Origin of the sequence: Microlunatus soli (assembly GCF_900105385.1) — a bacterium.
Taxonomy (GTDB): Bacteria; Actinomycetota; Actinomycetes; order Propionibacteriales; family Propionibacteriaceae; genus Microlunatus; species Microlunatus soli.
On record NZ_LT629772.1, the window covers coordinates 1,111,176 to 1,130,028 of the forward strand.

An 18,853-nucleotide genomic window follows, 5' to 3' on the forward strand; every position below is an offset into this window, starting at 1 on the left:
GAAGGCGACCGGACGCTGTCCGCCGGCCTGACCCGGCCCGAGGAATTAGCTATTTCGTGCACTCACGACGCAGACGGTAGCACCGTCGGCCGATCCGAGCAGCGCAATTTCGACCAGCACTGCCGCGAGTTCGGCAGGCTGGGTGATCATGCAGTCGTGCCCGGTCTGCAGCTCCCAGACCCGCTCACCGTCCGGGACTGCAGCGCGACCGACACCGTCGGGACGGCCGGCGGTGCAGTGGATGTGGCTACGCGGGACGGTCCGCGCGGCCGGATTGTTCAGCCGCACCGGTTGCTGGAGACACCTCACCGGCTGGTCGGACAACATCGATCGCAACCAGGCCACGTCGACCGGGTCGGTGACACCGAAGAGCCCCCGCGGCGGCGGTTGCTGCGGCATCGGTGGGACGCGCCAGCCGTCCACCGCTGCGTCGATCATCTGCTGCGTCACCGGTAGCACGTCGACGGCGGACTGACCGTCCTCGGGCACCATCGCATCGAGGAACACCACTCGGGCGATCCGTTCCGGCAGCCGGTCGACGACACCCGAGACGACCATCCCGGCGTAGCTGTGGCCGACCAGGACCACGTCGTGCAGATCGTTGGCCTCGATCACACCGAGGACGTCGTCGATGTGGGTGTCGAGCCCGATCTCGGGGCTGAGCAGATGCGCCGTGTCGCCGTAGCCGGTGAGAGTCGGCGCGAACACGCGGTGGCCGGCCGCTTCCAGCAGCGGCGTGACGCGATCCCAGGCCCGCCCGGTGTGCCAGGCGCCGTGGATCAGCAGAAAGGTGGTCATGGTTTGATCGGTTCCTCATCGTGCGTCGGTATATTTCAGTAACCAGACCAGGATGAGTCCGCTCCGAGGGCGGAGCAATACGGCACTTTGGGGTGCCTCGGTTCTCAGGAGGTAACCATGGCGCTGCCGGCATCGAGACCTGAGCCGGAATCCGGACCCGGGGCGCCCGCGGGATCGAGCCCGCGGCGCGCTCCGCAGGATCCGTGCCAGGCACGCGAGGTGCTCGGGATCGTCGGGGACAAGTGGGCCCTGCTGATCGTGCGGATGCTCAAGGACGGGCCGCTGCGGTTCACCGAACTCAAGCGGTCGGTCGACGGCATCAGCCAGCGGATGCTCACCGTCACACTGCGCGACCTCGAACGCGATGGGCTGCTGACCCGCACCGTCCACAACGTGATGCCGCCGCACGTCAGCTATCAGTTGACCACGCTGGGTACGACCTTGCGGGAGGCGACGGCACCGCTGCTCGACTGGAGCATCAGACACCTGCCGGACATCGACACCGCCCGAGAGACCTACGACGGACGACAGTGACCCAGATCACGGCCGGGGATAATGTCGATCGGTCGTCGGCGCACCGTGTAGATGGCGACAGTCCTCTTCGACCAAGGAGTTCACGATGAAGTTCCTCTTCCTGATCTGCGCCTCCGACAACGCGCCGATCGACGACACCCGGACCACAGCTGTCGCCACCGCACCCGCGGAGCGTGATGTCGACGACTGGGTCACCGACCACGACAAGGCCGGCCGCCGACTCTTCGGCGAGCGGCTGGAGTCGCAGACCGCCGTGGAGACCGTGCGGGTCCGGGACGGCAAGCTGCTGGTCACCGACGGCCCGTTCGCCGAGTCCAAGGAATACATCGCCGGCATCGACGTGATCGACTGCGGATCGGCCGACGAAGCACGACAGATCGCTGCTGAGCATCCGATGGCCCACCATCACGGGATCGAGATCCGACCGTTCTGGAACGGGGAGTGAGCTCGGCAGCTTGACGATCGGATAGTTTCGGATCATGGCAACTCCCGCGATGATCCCCGACCGGCGGCTGTTCGGCCCCGGCCCGTCCAATCCCTACCCGGAGGCCACGGCGGGTCTGGGTCTGCCGCTGCTCGGCCACCTCGATCCGGCGTTCCTGGCGATCATGGACGAGACCTGCGCCATGCTGCGTACGGTCTGGGGCACCGACAATGCCCGGACGCTGCCGCTGTCGGCGACCGGATCGGCCGGGATGGAGGCAGCCTTCGTCAACACCGTCGGCGCCGGCGACGTCGCGGTGATCGCGGTCAACGGCCTGTTCGGGGAGCGGATGTGTGACGTCGCCGCCCGCTGCGGTGCGCAGGTGGTCCGGGTTGATCATGAGTGGGGTCAGCCGATCGACCCGCAGCGGGTCGCCGAGGCGCACCCGAGTCCGAAGGTGATCGCCGCGGTGCATGCCGAGACCTCGACCGGCGTACGGTCCGACATCGCCGCTCTCGGCGCCCTGAAGGGTGATGCGTTGTTGATCACCGACGCCGTCACCTCGATCGCCGGCATCGAGCTCCGGGCCGACGACTGGGGTGTCGACGTCGGCTACGCCGGCACCCAGAAGTGCCTCGGGGTGGCGCCGGGTCTGGCCCCGTTCACCATCAACGATCGCGCCTTCGAGCGTCGGATCGAGCATCCGCAGTCCTGGTATCTCGATCTTGGTCTGCTCGGCGGTTACGTCGGCGAGGCCAGCCAGAAGCACGGCGGCCGGACCTACCACCACACCGCCCCGACGGCCATGGTCGTCAGCCTGCATGCCGCCCTGCAGCGGATCCTGGCCGAGGGATTGGACACGGTCTGGGCCCGCCACGCCGAGGCCGGCGAGCTGCTCCAGGACGGACTGCAGAAGCTCGGCCTGGAACTCTTTGCAGCGCAGGGCTATCGGCTTCCAGAACTGACCACGGTCAAGGTACCCGACGGTGTCGACTCGGCAGCGGTCCGCCGCGAGTTGCTGGACCGCTACGACATCGAGATCGGCGCCGGCGCCGGCGCCTATGCCAGTACGGTCTGGCGGATCGGGCTGATGGGACATAACGCCCGGCCGGACGCCGCGTTGTTGATCTTGGCGGCGCTGGCCGACATCCTCGGTCGGTGATCACGAAGTCAACGGTGGGAATGATCAAGCAAAGGTGAGCCAGCGCGCCGCGTTGCCGCCGACGATCGCGGAGTAGCTCGCCGGCGACAGCTCGGAACGCAACCGGGGCAGGAATCGCCGCGGCAGGTAGTCCAGTCCCGGGAGCCCGCCGTAGGACCGATAGCGGGTGGCACGGGCGACATCACCGCCGAGCAGGATGCCGACGGCTTCGGTCTGCTCGGCGACCTTCCACAGGCAGTCGATGATCGCCGAATCCGGCGCCTCGCGATGCCGGGCCATCCCGTCGTAGCCGAGCTGGGCGCCGCGTTCGATCAGCGAGACGTGCAGGCCCGGATCCAGATTACGGTCGATGTGCGCCAAGGCAACCGCCGAGGCCGGAACGCCGTCGGCAGCGAGTAGGTCGAGCACCTCGTGGGCGGCAGAGCCGAAGTCGAGATGCACCATGATCGGACAGCCGGTCCGCCGATGGGTCCGGGCGGCCGCGGCCAGCACCCGACGTTCGAACGGGCCGATCGCCCAGTAGCGGATTCCGGCCTTGACCACACCAGCCCGGATCGGCTCGCCGGTCGGACCGACCAGCGGCCGCCCGGCGCGATCACGGAACCCGTCGGTGACCTCGGCTCCGAACCGGTCGGCGAGCTCGGCGACAGTCCAGGAGAGCAGCGGATCGTCCGCGGCATAGTGCCCGCCGTGGTGGGCACCGGTGACCTGCACGACAGCCAAACCGGTCGCCGCGCTGATCCGCGCCACGGCCTCCGGCCGACGCCCCAACCCGGTCGGCGTCGCCTCGACCATCGTGGCGATTCCGGCAGCATGCAACGCCGCCGCTTCCTCGCCGGACCGTGCTTCGTCGTCGAGTTCGTCGCCGGGCAGCAGCGGCGAGACCTGGAAGAGATGCTCGTGGTAGTCGACCGCACCGAGCGTGCTCGGATCGGCGTCGCCCAGCACCGTACGGACGCGGCTCATCGGCGCAGCGTCTCGAACCACGGCTCCAAGGCCCGGTAGCCGTCCAGGAACTGGGCGTACTCACCCTGGTAACGACGATGCCGGCCCGGATCCGGACGATGCTCGGGACTGGCCTCGGCCCGCCGCGCACCGGAGATCGACCTGGCCACCTCGGGATCGGAGAACACGCCGACGCCGAGCCCGGCGACCACCGCGGCACCGATCGCCCCGGCTTCGGACACCAGTTCGCGGCTGGTCACCGGCACACCCCAGACATCGGCGAAGACGTCCAGCAGCAGCCCGGCATTGGCCGCACCACCGATCGCGTCGACCGTCGACACTGCGACGCCGTTCTCGATGAAGGCCAGCAGACCGGTGTAGAGATTGAACGCGACACCCTCCAAGACCGCGCGCACCATCGCGGCCCGGTCGTCGTTCATCTGCAGCCCGACGAAGGCCGCTCGGGCCAGCGGGTTCCAGTACGGCGACCGCTCCCCCAGCAGATGCGGCAGGAAGAACAATCCGTGCTCCGATGCGGAGGCCTCGACCGCTTCGGCCAGCAGCAGCCTGTAGGCATTGTCGGCTCTCGGTTCCAGCACCTCGGTGACCCACTGCAGCGCGGCACCACCGGTCTGCATGGTGGCCGTCGGGACGAACCGGCCGGGCAGCACGTGGTTGAACGTCATCGTCCGCAGCTGCGGATCGTGCAGCGGTTGATCGGCGCTCACCGACACCCAGGAGGACGACCCGAGATAGGCGTACGCACCGGAGGCGGCATCGATGATGCCGGCGCCGAGAGCGGCCATCGGCCCGTCACCGCCACCCATCACCACCCGGGTGCCGACCGTCAGCCCGGTCTCCTCGGCCGCCTGCCGGGTGACCGTACCGACGACGTCGGTCGACGCCACGATCTCGGGGAAGATCGAACGCTGCACATCGGCCGCCTCGATCAGCTCCTCCGACCAGCTCCCAGCCCGCTGATCGTAGGCGTTCGTGCTGGAGGCGTCCGACGGGTCGGTGGCCCGGACCCCGGTCAGTTTGAGCGCCAGGAAGTCCTTGGCCTGCAGGACCGTCTTGATCTTGGCGTAGCTGTCCGGCTCGTTGTCGCGTAGCCACATGATCTTGGTCAGCGAGTAGGTCGGGTTGAGCCGGTGGCCGGTGATCGCGTAGCCGCGTTCCATCCCGACCTCGGCGATCAGTCGGTCGCACTGGGCAGTGGAGCGGGTGTCGGCCCAGATGATCGCCGGCCGGACCGGCTCACCGACGTCGTCGACGCCGACGACGCCCATCATCTGACCGGAGAAACTGACCGCCTCGATCGATGTCGGGTCGATCCGCTGCCGGTCGAGCAGCGCCCGAGTGGCCTCGACGAACGCCCGCCACCAGTCGCCCGGATCCTGCTCCGCGGTGCCGTCGCCGGCGAATCGAACCGGATAGGAAACCGTCCGGGACGCGATCAGCGTGCCGTCGTCGGCGACCAGCGTCGCCTTGTCCCCGGTCGTCCCGAGATCATGGGTGAGCAGCACGTGGGTCCACCTCCATCGTGATCTTGCCTGGTTGATCTTGCCGAGTTGTTCGTGACGAGTCGATCTTGAGCTGCCAGGTCGTCACCGCAGCGAATAGCCGCCGTCCATCAACAGCTCGGCGCCGACGAAGTACGCCGATTCGTCACGGAGCAGGAACGCGACGGCGGCCGCGACCTCGGCCGCGGTGCCGAACCGTCCGTTCAGCACACCGTCGCGCCATTGATCATGCATGCCCGCCTTGAGTTGGTTGAGCGGGGTGTCGATGTAACCCGGCGAAACCGCATTCAGCCGCACTCCGCGCGGGCTCCATTCCACCGCCAACGACTTCGTCAACGCGACGACCGCGGCCTTGGAGGTGTTGTACGCACTCTGCCGTTGTGGGAAGTTGACCACCGCATTGCCCGACATCGAGGCGATGTTGACGATGCTGCCACCGCCGCGGGCCAACAGCTCCCGGCCGAATGCCTGGCAGGTCAGGAAGACCCCGCGCAGATTGACGCCGAGCACCGCATCCCACTGCTCGACCGACATCTCCTCGGCGGGGACGTCGTCCTCCACGATGCCGGCACTGTTCACCAGGTCGACCGGACGATCGTCCTCGGCATACAACGCGGTGACCAGGTCGGAGACCGCCGTGGCCGAGGTGAGGTCGAGCTCGTGCGCGGCCGTGCCCGCCGGCACCGTGTCGGGAAGCCGACGGTCCAGCGCGACCACCGCGGCGCCGTCATCGGCGAGCCGCCGCACGATGGCGGCGCCGATGCCACCGGCCGCGCCGATCACGGCAACCCGTCGATCGTTCACCGGTCGACCAACGCCGACCCCGGAATGCTGCTCGGACTGCACTGCCCGTTCCTCCCGCTCCGCCTGACCTGACACCTAGACCCGTGACCCTGGCATCTTGACGGGACACCTTGCCCACGACGGAGTAATACTACCGAATGCGTACCGATTCGCCACCGATGGACACCCATCACCCGCGAGACTGGCACAGAATCCGGAACTCATTGTAGTGTTACTACATCCAATCGAGGAGGAGCGCTGATGGACCTGGCACTGCCCACCAGACTGACCGTCGCGACCGACGGCACGCTCGGCGGGGCGACGCGGCGATACACCAAGCTGCTCGGGGACCTCGACGGCGTCTACCGCGACAACACTGCCTGGCAGGCGGCGGTCGCCGAACAGGGAGCCGAGAGCATCGCCTACGCCGTCGACGATCACCGCTACCCCGACCAGGCCGGCGGCACGGGACGCGACCAGCTCGCCGCCGACAACGCGGGTGCTCTGATCGTCGGGACCAGCACGCTCCAGCCGGGAATCGTCGGCGACGAATACGCGATGACCCGTGGCCACCTGCATGCGATCGCCGATCGGGCCGAGCTGTACCACTGCCTGTCCGGCCACGGTGTGATGCTGCTGGAGACGGTGGACGGCCACAGCGAGACCGTCGAATTGCGCCCGGGCGAGGCGGTGAACGTCCCCGGACACTGGATCCATCGCAGCGTGAACGTCGGCGACGAGCCGTTCGTCACCCTGTTCTGTTATGCGGCGGACGCCGGCCAGGACTACGGCATCATCGCCGACGCCGGCGGCATGCGGAGCCTGATCGTCCGGGACGGCGACAGCTGGGCGGCGGTGCCGAACCCCGACCACATCGGCTACCGCGCGGACGGAAAGGCCTGATCATGAACGACCCAGCACCCAAGACCTACACCTGGCAGAGCCTGCACCCTGCGGCCCGGCGTACCTTCTACTTCATCGGGGTGACCACCGGCTCGTCCTCGATCCGGCGGGTCTTTCCGCTGTGGGCCGAGCACCTGGAGCTCGGCGACGTCGAGCTGGTCGGCATCGACCTGGCGATCCATGCCCCGGATGAGCACTACCGTACGGTGGTGGAGTTCATCAAGAACGATCCACTCAGCCTCGGCGCGCTGGTCACCACTCACAAGATCGACTTGTACAACGCCGCGAAGGATCTCTTCGACGAGATCGACCCACTGGCGACGCTGATGAGCGAGGTCAGTTCGTTGTCCAAGCGGGACGGCAGTCTCCGGGCCGATGCCAAGGACCCCATCTCGTCGGGGCTGGCGATCGAGGCGTTCCTGCCGCAAGATCATTTCACTCAAGCCGGCACCGACCTGGTGATCTTCGGCGCCGGCGGATCGGCCGTCGCGATCGACTGGTACCTGTCCGATCCGCGGCGTGCCGGCAACCGACCGGAGCAGATCACGGTCACCAATCGCAGCCGGCCCCGGTTGGACACCCTCGAGGCCGTGCACCGCGCTGCCGGGCGTGAGCTGCCGGTGCGGACCGTGCTCGCCGACCGCCCCGAGATCAACGACGAGGTGCTGGCGACGGCGCGTCCCGGATCACTGGTGATCAACGCCACCGGTCTGGGCAAGGACGCCCCGGGCTCTCCCCTCACCGACGAGCGCCGGTTCCCCGAACGGGCGATCGCCTGGGATCTCAACTACCGCGGCGATCTGCTCTTCCTCGATCAAGCTCGCGAACAACAACTGGATCGGCGGTTGCAGGTCGAGGACGGCTGGATCTACTTCATCCATGGCTGGACCCAGGTGATCGCCGAGGTGTTCGACGTCGAGATCCCGGTCAGCGGGCCGGACTTCGACGAGTTGTCCCGGCTCGCCGGCGGAACCCGCCGATGACCCGAGTCCTGGTGACGCCCCGGTCGATGACCCAGCATGATCTCGACGATCTGGAGGAATTGGCACCGCTGCGCGAACGTGGCTTCGAGCTGATCAGCGGGCCACCCGGACGACTGCCGAGCGAAGACGAACTGACCGACCTGGTACGCGGCGTGGACGGTTGGATCGCCGGCGTCGAAACGATCACCGCCACCGTGCTGGACAACGCCGACCGGTTGCGGGTGATCAGCCGCAACGGCGTCGGCGCCGACGCCATCGACGAACGCGCCGCGAAGGCGCGCGGCGTCCAGATCCTGTTGGCCCGCGGCAGCAATGCCCGCGGGGTCGCCGAACTCACCCTGGGGCTGCTGCTGACCGCCGTCCGGGACATCCCGGCGGCGGTCACGGCAATGCGTGCCGCCCGCTGGGAACGGACCCTGGGCACCGAGGTGGCCGATCACACCGTCGGGATCGTCGGCTACGGTTCGATCGGCCGCATCGTGGCCGATCTGGTGACTGCGATCGGCGGCAGGGTGCTCGCCCATGATGCCTATGCCACGGTCCCGGCGGAGCTGGCCGTCCCTGATCTATCGGCCTTGTTCCGGTGCAGCACTGTCGTCACGCTGCACACGCCGCCGCCGGCGGACGGTACGCCGTTGGTCACCGCCGAGTTGATCGCCGCGATGCGCCCGGGCAGTGTCCTGATCAACACCGCCCGAGCCGGGCTGATCGACGAGGCGGCGGCACTGCAGGCTTTGGAGTCCGGCCGGCTGCGCAGCTATGCGGTCGACGCATTCGCCTCCGAGCCGCCGGAGCTGACACCGCTGCTGACCCATCCGCACACGATCATGACTCCACACCTCGGCGGCTACACCGATGCCAGCGTTCGGCGAGCGACCGTCGGCGCCGTTGACGGCCTGCTCAGCGTGCTGTCCTGAACCTCCCGTCCCGAACCTCCCGTCCTGGGGCTCCCGTCCTGAACCGCCCGTCCTGGGGCTCCCGTCCCGAAGGGTCCCGTCCCGAAGGGTTGAGACGGATCGGCGCCGGTGATCAGTAGGGTGTGGCCATGGACTCCCAGCCGCAGCCGAACTCCCACCCTCGGGGTGAGCCGTCGCTGATCGAGCGGCTCGGCGACCCGACCGGTCTGCGCAATTCCGAACGCAAGGTCGCCCAGTTGGTCCTGGAAAACCCGGGGTTCGTCGTCAACGGCACGATGGCGGCGGTCTCCGAGGCCGCCGGGGTCAGCGAACCGACGGTGATGCGCTTCTGCACCAGCATCGGTTACGACGGTTTTCAGTCCTTCAAGCTGGCCTTGGCGCGAGCCCTCGCGCTCGGCATCCCGGCGACGATCTCCAGCATCCAGCCCAGCGACGATCTGGACACCGTGTCGACCAAGGTCTTCGACCACACGATCTCCAGTCTGGACCGGGCCCGCCGGTTCCTGGACCATGATCAGGTCGGTCGCGCCGTCGACGCCATCGTCGCCGCAACCGCGATCAACCTCGCCGGTGTCGGTGCCTCGGCGTTGATCGCGCAGGACGCCGAGCAGAAGGCCCCGCTGTTCGGCGTACCGTGCACCGCACCGCCGGATCCGCACCAGCAGTTCATGGCGGCCGCGACGGCCGGTCCCGGTATCGTCACCCTGGTGGTGTCGAACACCGGCCGGACTCAGTCGATGATCCAGATCGCCGAGACCGCGCACGGCCGGGGCTCGACGGTGATCGGCATCTCCGGTGAGGAGGACGCGCCGCTGCTCGCCGAATGCGATATCCCGTTGGTGGTCCGCACCATCGAGGACACCGACATGTTCACCCCGACGGTCAGCCGGCTGGCCGGCCTGGTGGTGATCGACATCCTCGCCACCATGGTCACCCTGCGGCGCGGTTCGGAGCACCTGGGCCGACTGTCGGAGATGAAGCGCGAGCTGGCCGACTACCGCGGCCGCTTCGGCTGACCCTTCATCACAGGCGGACCTGCCGGCCCGCGTCCCACGCGACCCAGCCGCCCTCGGCGGGGTGGAAATGATCTTGTTGTCCCCGGTGCGCAACGCCTCGGCCGGCGCCGCGAACTCGTGGTACGACGGCGCCGGGGCCTCGGCACTGCCCCGCCCGGCCGGAGCAGCGCACGACGGCGCAAACCCTGCACGGACCTGGATTCCCCTCGGGTCGACGACCACGGCACCTGGCGCAGTGGCCGTCACCCTAGTGGGCTGGAAGCCAACCCACTAGCCGGAGCTTGTGAACACTCAGATCACCGTCTCGACAAATCCTGAACCGCGAACGACACCGGCAGGAACATGATCAGAAGACGCTGTTCGGGTCGTAGTACTCCTTGACGTTGTGGCAGTCGATGCCCGCCGCCTTGGTGTACTCGTTGGGCTGGTAGTCATCCGGCTTCGACTCCCCGGCGGCGACCGACAGACCGATCTCGAACGCGCGGTCGACGGCCAGCTCCGGGGAGTTCAGTCCGGTCGAGACATACGGTGAGTCGCAGCCCTTGATCATTTGCTGGAAGGCCTGTTTCTGGCCGTCGGCGGCGGCCGCGACCAGAGTGTGATCATTCTTCTGATCTTGGATCACGGTCAGCGCACCGAGCGCCATCGAGTCGTTCAACCCGAGGATCAGATCCACGTCGGGATGCGCGGCGAGCAACGACTCGGTGGCCGGCACCGCCTTGTCCTGGGCATACACCGCCGAGGTGCTGGCGATGATCTTGTACTTCACGCCGCCGTCCTTGAGCCCCTTCAGGAATCCCTTCTGCCGGGCCGGTCCGACGATCTCGTCGTTCGGTCCGCCGTTCAGGATCGCCACGTCGATCGACTTGCCGCTGCCGAACCGCTTCGCCGTCAGCCCACCGGAGAGTTCGCCGCTCTTGGCGTTGTCCGAGGTCACCGAGGTGACGCCGACGTCCGGGATCCCGGTGTCCATGAACACCAACGGAATCTCACCGGCGATCTGCTTCAGCTGGGTCTTCTCCGTCGACGGACTGATCGCATCGACGATCATCAGATCGACCCCCTGCGACATCATCGTCTGGGCCTGGTTGACCTGAGCCACCGGATCGCCGTTGGCGTTCTGGCTGACCAAGGTGAAGCCCTCCTTCTTCGCCAGTTCCTTGGCCCGGGCGGTCATCGCGGTGTAGAACGGCGCGTCGAGCTGCCGGGACAGCAGCCCGACCTTGAGCTCGGAGACCTTCTTACCGGCAGCGGACGGAGCGTCGTCGGCGGCACCGGCCGTGCCGCCGACGGTGGTACACGCGGACACGGCCAGCAGACCGACGGCCGCCGCAACGGCCCCGATCCCAGTGCCGATCTTGGACCTGGCGTTGGTGGTCTTCCTGCTGAGTCTGGTGTTGATCTTGGACATGGCTGGAGAACGGTCTGGACGAGACATCGTCGGCCTCACTGTCGGGTCGATGGTTGGGTTGCGTAGCTGGATGCGTGCTGGGTGTCCGGCGGCACGGCGGAGTCGCCGCCGGCCGCCACCGGTGCCGGGTCGGGGCCGGCCGGTGGCGTCGCGCGCGCTGTTGCCCTGTCCCGCCGGATCCGTAGCGTGGTCAGGAAGATCGCGACGATCACCAGGGCGCCGCTGAAGGCGTCCTGCAGGTAGGTCGAGATGTTGAGCAGGACGAGCAGATTGGAGATCACGCCGAAGATCAACGCGCCGACGAAGGTGCCGAACACCCGGCCGCGTCCGCCGCGCAGGCTGGTCCCGCCGATCACCACCCCGGCGATCGCGCTGAGCTCGTAGAGGTTGCCGGCGGTGGGAGTGCCGACGCCGACCCGGGAGGCCAACAGGAAGCCGGCGAAGCCGACCATCGCGCCGGCCAGGATGTAGACCGTCAGCAGGGTCGCGCGGACCGGGATGCCGGACGCACGGGCGGCGTCGCGGTTGCTGCCGACGGCGAACACCCGGCGGCCGAACACGGTCCGCCGGACCAGGAACCACATCCCGACGGCGAACAGGATCCAGATGATCCCGAGCACCGGGAAGCCGAGCACTCCCGAACTGGCGATCAGGGTGAAGTTCGCGGCCTTCGGCTGCACCGGAACGCCCTCGGTGTAGGCGTACACGAGTCCGCGTGCCAGCGACAGCATGCCGAGCGTGACGATGAACGCCTCCAGACCGCGAAACGCGACCAGGTAGCCGTTCAATGCCCCCACGATGGCACCGACGATGATCGCCACGACGATCGCGGTCAGCAGACTCTGCCCGCCGAAGACGCCGGCCGCGAGGACACCGGCCAGGCCGACGACCGAGCCGACACTGATGTCGATCCCGCCGGTCAGCACGATCAGATACTGAGCCAGCGTGACGATCCCGATCACCGAGGTCTGCAGGATCAGGTTCGTCAGGTTCCGGACGGTGAAGAACGAATCGGTGGTCGCGCCCGCAATGATCAGCAGCACGATCAGGATGTAGAGCGGATACTGCTCCTTGGCCCATCCCAAGGCCTGTTGCCGGGTCATGCTGCTGTTCCTCCCAGAGACGCACGGATCAGGTCGTCCGTGGTCGATTCGCGTGAAATGCATTCGTCGACGATCCGGCCCTCGCGCAGCACGAGGACGCGATTGCACAGATGCAACGCCTCCTCGGCCTCGCTGGTGACCACCACCACACCGGTGCCGTTCGCCGCCAGCTGCCGGACCAGTCGATAGATGTTGGCGCGCGCTCCGACGTCGATCCCCTTGGTCGGCTCGTCGAGCAACACCAGCCGCGGCTCGGTCTCCAGCCACTTGCCGATGATCACCTTCTGCTGGTTGCCGCCGGAGAGCGAACGGGTCAGGTCGTCCACGCCGCCCTTGACCTGCAGGCCGGTGATCATCTCTTCGGCCCGCCGGCGTTCGCGGCGCTTGTCGATCACTCCGAACCGGGACACCCGATCCAAGGTGGCCAGGGTGAGATTGTGACCGTTGCTGAAGTCGGCAACGAAGCCCTCGCGCCGTCGATCCTCGGTGAGATAGGCGATCCGGCGACGGACACCGTCGCGCGGACTGCGTGGCGCGACGGCCGTGCCATCCAAGATCACCGAGCCGGACCGGCGCGACTGGTTTCCTGAGATCGCCCGGACGATCGAACTGCGGCCACTGCCGACCAGACCGTAGACGCCGAGCACCTCACCGTGCCGGACCTCGAAGTCGATGTCCTGCGCCGACCCCGAGGACAATCCCTGCACCTGCAGGATCGGCTCCGGATCGACCGGCACCGGGTCCGGCGGTTGCAATGCCTCCACCGCGTCGCCGATCATCAGCGTCATCACCTCGTCCGGGGTGGTCTGCTTGGTCGCCACCACATCGATCAACTGCCCGTTGCGCAGCACCGCGATCCGGTCCGCCATTGCGAACACCTCGTCCATCCGGTGCGACACGAAGACGACCGAGACTCCTGCCCGCCGTTCGCGGTCGACCAGCGCCAGCACGTCCTCGAAATGGTCCTCGGTGGTCGAGGCGGTCGTCTCGTCCAACAGCAGCACCCGATGCGGTACGACATGGGTCCGGGCCAACGCGACCATCTGCCGCAGGCCGGGACCGAGATCGCGACCGAGTCGGTCACCGGGGACGTTCTGCAATCCGACCGCCCGGAGCGCATCGATCGAGTCCTGCCGCCGGATCCTCGGCACCAGCGACCACGGCAGTTTCGTGCCGGCAGCACTCAACCGGCTCAACCAGATGTTCTCCAGGACGGTGAAGTCGTCGATGATCATCGGCTCCTGATGCATCAACAGGATGCCGGCGGCCTCGGCATCGGCCGGAGTCCGGATCGGGCGATCGCTGCCGGTCACCGAGACGGACCCCGAGGTCGGCTGCTCCTGGCCGGCCAGGATCCGGGACAAGGTGGATTTGCCGGCACCGTTGGCACCGCAGATCGCCAACACCTCCCCCGCATACCCGGTCAGCGTCACGTCATCGAGCGCCGTAACACCGGGATAGCTCTTGCAGACACCGGTCAGGGCGAACGCTTCCTCGCTCACTGTGACTCCCTCGACACGTCAACCAGCCATGTAGTGATACTACGCAAACATAGGCGTCGCGCCGCGGATTGTGCAAGCGAGCGGCCGCTTCCGTCGAGATTCAGTAGTTCTGCTACCTTGGTCTTGTCCGGCCAGTCAACGGCGAGGACGGGCCCAACGACGAACGCGCGGCACGACGAGGGGCCGGCGCAACGACGAAGGAGACCGATGCGAGCCGTCCGCTACGACCGGCCCGAGGAGTTCGGAGTCATCGAGGCGCCGGACCTCCGGCCGCAGTCCGGTGAGGTCGTGCTGCGGATCGTACGGTCCGGTGTCTGCGGCACCGATGTCCATCTGCACCACGGAAACTTCTCCCCGCGCTACCCGCTGATCCCCGGCCACGAGTCGGTCGGCGTCGTGGACCAGCTGGGCGAATCGGTGACCTCGCTGCAGGTCGGCGACCTGGTCGCGGTGAACAACCGGGTCGAATGCGGTGGCTGTCGCAACTGCCGACGCGGGATGCCGGCGTTCTGTCTCGCGCTGGCCGATCACGGTGTCACCGAACCCGGCGGCTGCGCCACCCGGCTGGTGATGCCGGCAGCCAAGTGCCATCCGGCCGGTGATTTGACCGCCGATCAATTGGCCTTCGCCGAACCCGCCGCCTGTGCCCTGCACGGGGTCGACATCGCTCGGCCGCGGCCGGGCAGCAACATCCTGATCTTCGGTGCCGGCACCACGGGCCTGTTGCTCGCTCAGGCGCTACGAGCCAGCGGCGCCGCACAGGTCACGATCGCGGCCCCGACCCAGCACAAACTCGATCTTGCTCACGACTTCGGGATCGACAACACCGTACGGATCGACCGGACCGACAGCGCGGCCGCAGTGTCCTCCTTGCGTGACCGGACCGACGACGGATTCGATCTTGTGGTGGACGCGACCGGCGCACTCTCGGTCCTGCAGGAATCCCTTGCCCTGGTACGAAACGGCGGCACCCTGCTGATCTACGGGCTGACCGGCGAGGAGCAGGAACTGCCGATCAGACCGTACGAGATCTTCAGCCGCGAACTGACGATCAAGGGGTCGTTCACCCAGGCCTACAGCTTCGATCGCGGGTTGGCGATGCTTCGTTCGGGAGCGATCCGGACCGAGGGCATGATCACCCACCGTTTCGGCCTCGACGAATACCAGCAGGCACTGGACGCCGTTGATCATGACCGATCCTGCATCAAGGCCGTGATCGAACCCCAGTGATCGAAGCTGTGTGATCCAGCCGGTGTGATCCAGCCGGTGTGATCCAGCCTGGGGCCGCCGCCCTCGGAGCACCGACAGGACGGACCCAGCGACGCTACGATCGGCCGGTGAGCAGAAACGCGATCATCTTCCACGGTACCGGCGGCCATCCGGACGCGATCTGGTATCCGTGGCTGGCCGATCGGCTGGCCGAACGCGGCTATCGGGTCGAGCGACCGCACTACCCCGGCATCAACGTCGACCCGATCGCCGAACTTCTACCGACCGTGCTCGAGGGCCACACCTTCGACACCGACACCGTGCTGGTCGGCCACTCCGGCGGCGCCGCGTTGCTACTCGCCCTGCTGGAACACCTGCAGACCCCGGTTGCCCAGGCGATCCTGGTCGCCGGCTACGCGACCGTCGTGAACGGTTCGGAGGAGCCGGTGCTGCAACCGAGCTACGACTGGGACCGGATCCGCGCCGCGGTCGACGATCTGTACTTCATCAATTCCGCCGACGACCCGTACGGCTGCGACGCCACCCAGGGCCGGCTGATGTTCGACCGTCTCGGCGGCACCCAGATCGTCCGCAACGACGGCCATTTCGGCGACCACGACCAGCCGTATCCCAGCTTCGACCTGGTGAATCGACTGATTCGGTAGCCGGCGGGTTCGGTAGAAGATCGCCTGACCGCCTAGCAGAATCGCCTGACCGCACAGCAGAGGAGATCGCTGGATTCGGCAAAATCCGTCCCCGGCCGGAGTCGATCCGGCCAACACGAGTTCGTGTCAGGGGTGAGCGAAAGGAACTCATCATGACCAACCCGACCACGACACCCATCACCGGCATCCTCACCATCGGCATCCCGGTCACCGACCAGGATCGAGCATTGGACTTCTACGGCGGCGTCCTCGGTTTCGACACGCTGATGGACACACCGATCGAACAACTCGGCGGGCGCTGGCTCGTCGTCGCGCCCGCCGGAGCAGCGACGTCGCTGGCCCTCGTCCCGGCCGGCTCCGAGGCCCCAGCGGGTGTTCCGACCGGGATCCGACTGTCCACCGCCGACGCTGCGGCGTTGCACGCCGAACTCGTCGACCGCGATGTCGCGGTCGGTCCGATGCTGCGCTGGCCCGGCGTCCCACCGATGTTCAGCGTCACCGATCCGGACGGCAACGGCCTGTCGGTCACCGAGGTTCCAACCGAGGGAACCGACCGATGAACGCGTCGAAGCGGTCCAAGGCCCTGGTGGCGGCCAGCGGCCGGGACTACCCCGAATGGTTCGATCTGCTGGACCGGTGGGGCGCGTCGGGACGGCCGTACGCCGAGATCTCCGACTGGTTGACCGGCCAGGGGCTGAGCTCCTGGTGGGCCCAGAAGTTGATCATCGAATACGAGCAGGCCCGCGGCGTCCGCCGGGCCGGCGCCCGCCCGGACGGCAGTTACACCGCCGGCGCCAGCAAGACCATCGCCGCCGACGCCGAGCAGGTCTTCGCCGCCTTCGTCGAGCCTCTCACCCGTGCCAGCCAGGACCGTGATAGCCAGGACCGTGACAGCTGGTTGCACGGGATCTCGGTCCACGGCCGGGTGCTGCCGACGCCGACCCTGACCGAGCGGACGACCACCGCACCGCGTTCAGCACACTTCGACATCGACGGCGGACCGAGACGACTCCATCTCACGATTGCCGCGAGCGGCCCGGGCAAGGTCACCGTCGCGGTCGAAGAGAGCGGGCTGGACGATCCCGAGACCGTCGAACCGACCAAGCAGGCGTGGCGATTGCGGCTGGACAGGCTGAAGCAGATCGTGCAGAGCCACCAGGTCTGACCGGAGTGGGCGAGCCATCCGCCCCGGCGAACACATGCCTCGCCGAGCCCCGGTCACATCGGCTCCGGTCACATCGGCCCCGCTGCCTCGATACCGACAACGAGTCAACCCGCGGCGCGTAACACCGTTGAAACATCTCCGCAACGGCCGAGAAAAGCCGGCGTTCTAAGCTCGCGGCGATCGACTGGGGCGATGGAAACGCACCCGGCGATCAGGTGTGGAGTCCGTTCCAGAAACGTCGGTGTGTCGAAACGCCGGTGTTCGGGCCCGATACCCTGTCCACCACGCGAGGCCGTCCCAGACCGACCTCTCAGTCTCGATTCACCGGAGGATCCATGTTCGCAGACGCCGACGAGGCGCTGGCCTATATCAAGGATGAAGGCGTCGAAACCGTCGACGTCCGATTCTGTGACCTTCCCGGCATCATGCAGCACTTCACGGTGCCGGTCAGCTCGTTCGGGCCGGAGGTGTTCGAGGACGGCTTGGCCTTCGACGGTTCGTCGATCCGTGGTTTCCAGAAGATCCACGAGTCGGACATGGCTCTGCTGCCCGACCCGACAACGGCGTACCTGGATCCGTTCCGCAAGTCCAAGACGCTGTGCCTGAACTTTTTCGTGCATGATCCGCTGACCAAGGAGCCCTACAGCCGCGACCCGCGCAACATCGCGCGTAAGGCCGAGGCCTACCTGGCCTCCACCGGCATCGGTGATGTCGCCAACTTCGCCCCCGAGGCCGAGTTCTACGTCTTCGACGACGTCCGCTTCGAGACCAAGCAGAACACCGGCTACTACGCGATCGACTCCGTCGCCGGCGCCTGGAACACCGGACGGATCGAGGACGGCGGCAACCGCGGCTACAAGGTCCGTTACAAGGGCGGTTACTTCCCCGTCCCGCCGGTCGATCACTTCGCCGATCTGCGTGACGACATCGTCCGCAACATCGAGAACACCGGTCTGGTCGTCGAACGGGCCCACCACGAGGTCGGCACCGCCGGTCAGGCGGAGATCAACTTCGTCTACGACACCCTGCTGAAGAGCGCCGACGACGTCCAGAAGTTCAAGTACCTGGTCAAGAACACCGCCTGGCAGGCCGGCAAGACTGCGACCTTCATGCCGAAGCCGATCTTCGGTGACAACGGTTCCGGTATGCACGTGCACTCCAGCCTGTGGAAGGACGGCGTCCCGCTGTTCTACGACGAGGCCGGCTACGCGGGGCTGTCCGACCTCGCCCGTTGGTACATCGGCGGCATCCTGGAGCACGCTCCGGCGCTGCTCGCCTTCACCAACCCGACCGCGAACTCCTACCACCGACTGGTGCCGGGCTTCGAGGCGCCGGTCAACCTGGTCTACAGCCAGCGCAACCGTTCGGCCGCGATGCGGATCCCGATCACCGGTTCCAACCCGAAGGCCAAGCGGGTCGAGTTCCGCTGCCCGGACCCGTCGTCGAACCCGTACCTGGCCTTCGCGGCGCTGCTGCTGGCCGGTATCGACGGCATCCAGAACAAGACCGAGCCGCTGGCACCGGTCGACAAGGACCTCTACGAGTTGCCGCCGGAGGAGCACGCATCGGTGCCCACCGTGCCGGCCGATCTCGGCGCCGTGCTGGACGCTCTCGAAGCGGACAACGAGTTCCTCACCGCCGGTGACGTCTTCACCCCGGATCTGATCGAGACCTGGATCGAACTGAAGCGCGCCGACATCGACGCCCTGCGGCTGCGCCCGCACCCGCACGAGTTCGAGATGTACTACGACGTGTGATCGGCAGCATCTGATCGGCAATGTCTGATCGAGGATGGCCAAGATCATCAACG

The 18,853-nt window shown here is 67.3% G+C and carries 19 protein-coding genes; 12 read left to right on the plus strand and 7 right to left on the minus strand.

Going from position 1 to position 18,853, the window contains the following annotated elements; all coding sequences use genetic code 11:
• Positions 1–45: 45 nt before the first annotated feature.
• Positions 46–798 carry an alpha/beta fold hydrolase gene (locus tag BLU38_RS05215; protein WP_091520942.1) on the minus strand — a complete coding sequence of 251 codons (753 nt, stop codon included), beginning with the start codon at positions 796–798 and terminating at the stop codon, positions 46–48.
• A gap of 117 nt (positions 799–915) precedes the next feature.
• Here BLU38_RS05215 and BLU38_RS05220 point away from each other — a divergent pair, with 117 nt between their 5' ends.
• The 3 genes from BLU38_RS05220 (at position 916) to BLU38_RS05230 (ending at position 2,918) form a co-directional block, all read left to right on the plus strand.
• Complete coding sequence (locus BLU38_RS05220; RefSeq protein ID WP_091520945.1) at positions 916–1,332, plus strand: winged helix-turn-helix transcriptional regulator; 417 nt, start codon at positions 916–918, stop codon at positions 1,330–1,332.
• An 85-nt stretch (positions 1,333–1,417) separates the two neighbouring features.
• Entirely contained in the window at positions 1,418–1,777 is a 360-nt protein-coding gene (locus tag BLU38_RS05225) for a YciI family protein (RefSeq protein WP_091520949.1), read from the plus strand.
• 34 nt (positions 1,778–1,811) lie between these two features.
• Positions 1,812–2,918, plus strand: coding sequence for a pyridoxal-phosphate-dependent aminotransferase family protein (locus BLU38_RS05230; protein WP_091520953.1), 1,107 nt, complete (start codon positions 1,812–1,814; stop codon positions 2,916–2,918).
• A gap of 24 nt (positions 2,919–2,942) precedes the next feature.
• Here BLU38_RS05230 and BLU38_RS05235 read toward each other — a convergent pair whose 3' ends face one another.
• From BLU38_RS05235 to BLU38_RS05245, 3 genes are all read right to left on the minus strand, one after another.
• Positions 2,943–3,884 carry a phosphotriesterase family protein gene (locus BLU38_RS05235; protein WP_091520956.1) on the minus strand — a complete coding sequence of 314 codons (942 nt, stop codon included), beginning with the start codon at positions 3,882–3,884 and terminating at the stop codon, positions 2,943–2,945.
• Entirely contained in the window at positions 3,881–5,389 is a 1,509-nt protein-coding gene (xylB, locus tag BLU38_RS05240; RefSeq protein ID WP_091520960.1) for a xylulokinase, read from the minus strand. Before xylB ends, BLU38_RS05235 begins: the two co-directional genes overlap by 4 nt.
• A gap of 81 nt (positions 5,390–5,470) precedes the next feature.
• On the minus strand, positions 5,471–6,232 hold the full coding sequence (locus tag BLU38_RS05245; RefSeq protein ID WP_091520963.1) for an SDR family NAD(P)-dependent oxidoreductase: 762 nt from the start codon (positions 6,230–6,232) through the stop codon (positions 5,471–5,473).
• Positions 6,233–6,430: 198 nt separating this feature from the next.
• On the opposite strand from BLU38_RS05245, the gene BLU38_RS05250 reads away from it, so the two are divergent.
• The 4 genes from BLU38_RS05250 (at position 6,431) to BLU38_RS05265 (ending at position 9,988) form a co-directional block, all read left to right on the plus strand.
• On the plus strand, positions 6,431–7,072 hold the full coding sequence (locus tag BLU38_RS05250) for a glucose-6-phosphate isomerase family protein (RefSeq protein WP_091520966.1): 642 nt from the start codon (positions 6,431–6,433) through the stop codon (positions 7,070–7,072).
• A 2-nt stretch (positions 7,073–7,074) separates the two neighbouring features.
• Positions 7,075–8,055, plus strand: coding sequence for a shikimate dehydrogenase family protein (locus BLU38_RS05255; protein ID WP_091520970.1), 981 nt, complete (start codon positions 7,075–7,077; stop codon positions 8,053–8,055).
• Positions 8,052–8,972, plus strand: coding sequence for an NAD(P)-dependent oxidoreductase (locus BLU38_RS05260; protein ID WP_091520973.1), 921 nt, complete (start codon positions 8,052–8,054; stop codon positions 8,970–8,972). Before BLU38_RS05255 ends, BLU38_RS05260 begins: the two co-directional genes overlap by 4 nt.
• A 128-nt stretch (positions 8,973–9,100) precedes the next feature.
• Complete coding sequence (locus tag BLU38_RS05265) at positions 9,101–9,988, plus strand: SIS domain-containing protein (protein WP_091520977.1); 888 nt, start codon at positions 9,101–9,103, stop codon at positions 9,986–9,988.
• 346 nt (positions 9,989–10,334) lie between these two features.
• Here the strand turns inward: BLU38_RS05265 and BLU38_RS05270 are convergent, their stop codons facing one another.
• From BLU38_RS05270 to BLU38_RS05280, 3 genes are read right to left on the minus strand one after another with little or no spacing between them, the layout of a single operon-like run.
• Positions 10,335–11,399 (minus strand): substrate-binding domain-containing protein, encoded by a 1,065-nt coding sequence (locus BLU38_RS05270; RefSeq protein ID WP_157683224.1) that lies wholly within the window; start codon positions 11,397–11,399, stop codon positions 10,335–10,337.
• A gap of 35 nt (positions 11,400–11,434) precedes the next feature.
• Positions 11,435–12,502: an ABC transporter permease gene (locus tag BLU38_RS05275; RefSeq protein ID WP_231920184.1), complete on the minus strand. Its 1,068-nt coding sequence runs from the start codon at positions 12,500–12,502 to the stop codon at positions 11,435–11,437.
• Positions 12,499–14,004, minus strand: coding sequence for a sugar ABC transporter ATP-binding protein (locus BLU38_RS05280; RefSeq protein WP_091520986.1), 1,506 nt, complete (start codon positions 14,002–14,004; stop codon positions 12,499–12,501). Before BLU38_RS05280 ends, BLU38_RS05275 begins: the two co-directional genes overlap by 4 nt.
• Before the next feature lie 207 nt (positions 14,005–14,211).
• Between BLU38_RS05280 and BLU38_RS05285 the strand changes: the two genes are divergently transcribed.
• From BLU38_RS05285 to glnA, 5 genes are all read left to right on the plus strand, one after another.
• Positions 14,212–15,234, plus strand: coding sequence for a zinc-dependent alcohol dehydrogenase family protein (locus tag BLU38_RS05285; protein ID WP_091520990.1), 1,023 nt, complete (start codon positions 14,212–14,214; stop codon positions 15,232–15,234).
• 107 nt (positions 15,235–15,341) lie between these two features.
• Positions 15,342–15,878 carry an RBBP9/YdeN family alpha/beta hydrolase gene (locus tag BLU38_RS05290; protein WP_091531964.1) on the plus strand — a complete coding sequence of 179 codons (537 nt, stop codon included), beginning with the start codon at positions 15,342–15,344 and terminating at the stop codon, positions 15,876–15,878.
• A 152-nt stretch (positions 15,879–16,030) separates the two neighbouring features.
• Positions 16,031–16,438, plus strand: coding sequence for a VOC family protein (locus BLU38_RS05295; RefSeq protein ID WP_091520993.1), 408 nt, complete (start codon positions 16,031–16,033; stop codon positions 16,436–16,438).
• Positions 16,435–17,043, plus strand: a complete 609-nt coding sequence (locus tag BLU38_RS05300; RefSeq protein WP_091520997.1) for a hypothetical protein — start codon at positions 16,435–16,437, stop codon at positions 17,041–17,043. The genes BLU38_RS05295 and BLU38_RS05300 overlap by 4 nt, the downstream gene beginning before the upstream one ends.
• A gap of 335 nt (positions 17,044–17,378) precedes the next feature.
• A complete protein-coding gene (glnA, locus tag BLU38_RS05305) occupies positions 17,379–18,800 on the plus strand; it encodes a type I glutamate--ammonia ligase (RefSeq protein WP_091521001.1) in 1,422 nt (473 codons plus the stop codon).
• Positions 18,801–18,853: the final 53 nt, after the last annotated feature.

Coding starts and splice junctions, on each gene's coding strand:
- BLU38_RS05215 (WP_091520942.1), bottom strand. CDS start 798: ATGACCACCTTTCTGCTGATCCACGGCGCCTGGCACACCGGGCGGGCC.
- BLU38_RS05220 (WP_091520945.1), top strand. CDS start 916: ATGGCGCTGCCGGCATCGAGACCTGAGCCGGAATCCGGACCCGGGGCG.
- BLU38_RS05225 (WP_091520949.1), top strand. CDS start 1,418: ATGAAGTTCCTCTTCCTGATCTGCGCCTCCGACAACGCGCCGATCGAC.
- BLU38_RS05230 (WP_091520953.1), top strand. CDS start 1,812: ATGGCAACTCCCGCGATGATCCCCGACCGGCGGCTGTTCGGCCCCGGC.
- BLU38_RS05235 (WP_091520956.1), bottom strand. CDS start 3,884: ATGAGCCGCGTCCGTACGGTGCTGGGCGACGCCGATCCGAGCACGCTC.
- BLU38_RS05250 (WP_091520966.1), top strand. CDS start 6,431: ATGGACCTGGCACTGCCCACCAGACTGACCGTCGCGACCGACGGCACG.
- BLU38_RS05255 (WP_091520970.1), top strand. CDS start 7,075: ATGAACGACCCAGCACCCAAGACCTACACCTGGCAGAGCCTGCACCCT.
- BLU38_RS05260 (WP_091520973.1), top strand. CDS start 8,052: ATGACCCGAGTCCTGGTGACGCCCCGGTCGATGACCCAGCATGATCTC.
- BLU38_RS05265 (WP_091520977.1), top strand. CDS start 9,101: ATGGACTCCCAGCCGCAGCCGAACTCCCACCCTCGGGGTGAGCCGTCG.
- BLU38_RS05270 (WP_157683224.1), bottom strand. CDS start 11,399: ATGTCCAAGATCAACACCAGACTCAGCAGGAAGACCACCAACGCCAGG.
- BLU38_RS05275 (WP_231920184.1), bottom strand. CDS start 12,502: ATGACCCGGCAACAGGCCTTGGGATGGGCCAAGGAGCAGTATCCGCTC.
- BLU38_RS05285 (WP_091520990.1), top strand. CDS start 14,212: ATGCGAGCCGTCCGCTACGACCGGCCCGAGGAGTTCGGAGTCATCGAG.
- BLU38_RS05295 (WP_091520993.1), top strand. CDS start 16,031: ATGACCAACCCGACCACGACACCCATCACCGGCATCCTCACCATCGGC.
- BLU38_RS05300 (WP_091520997.1), top strand. CDS start 16,435: ATGAACGCGTCGAAGCGGTCCAAGGCCCTGGTGGCGGCCAGCGGCCGG.
- glnA (WP_091521001.1), top strand. CDS start 17,379: ATGTTCGCAGACGCCGACGAGGCGCTGGCCTATATCAAGGATGAAGGC.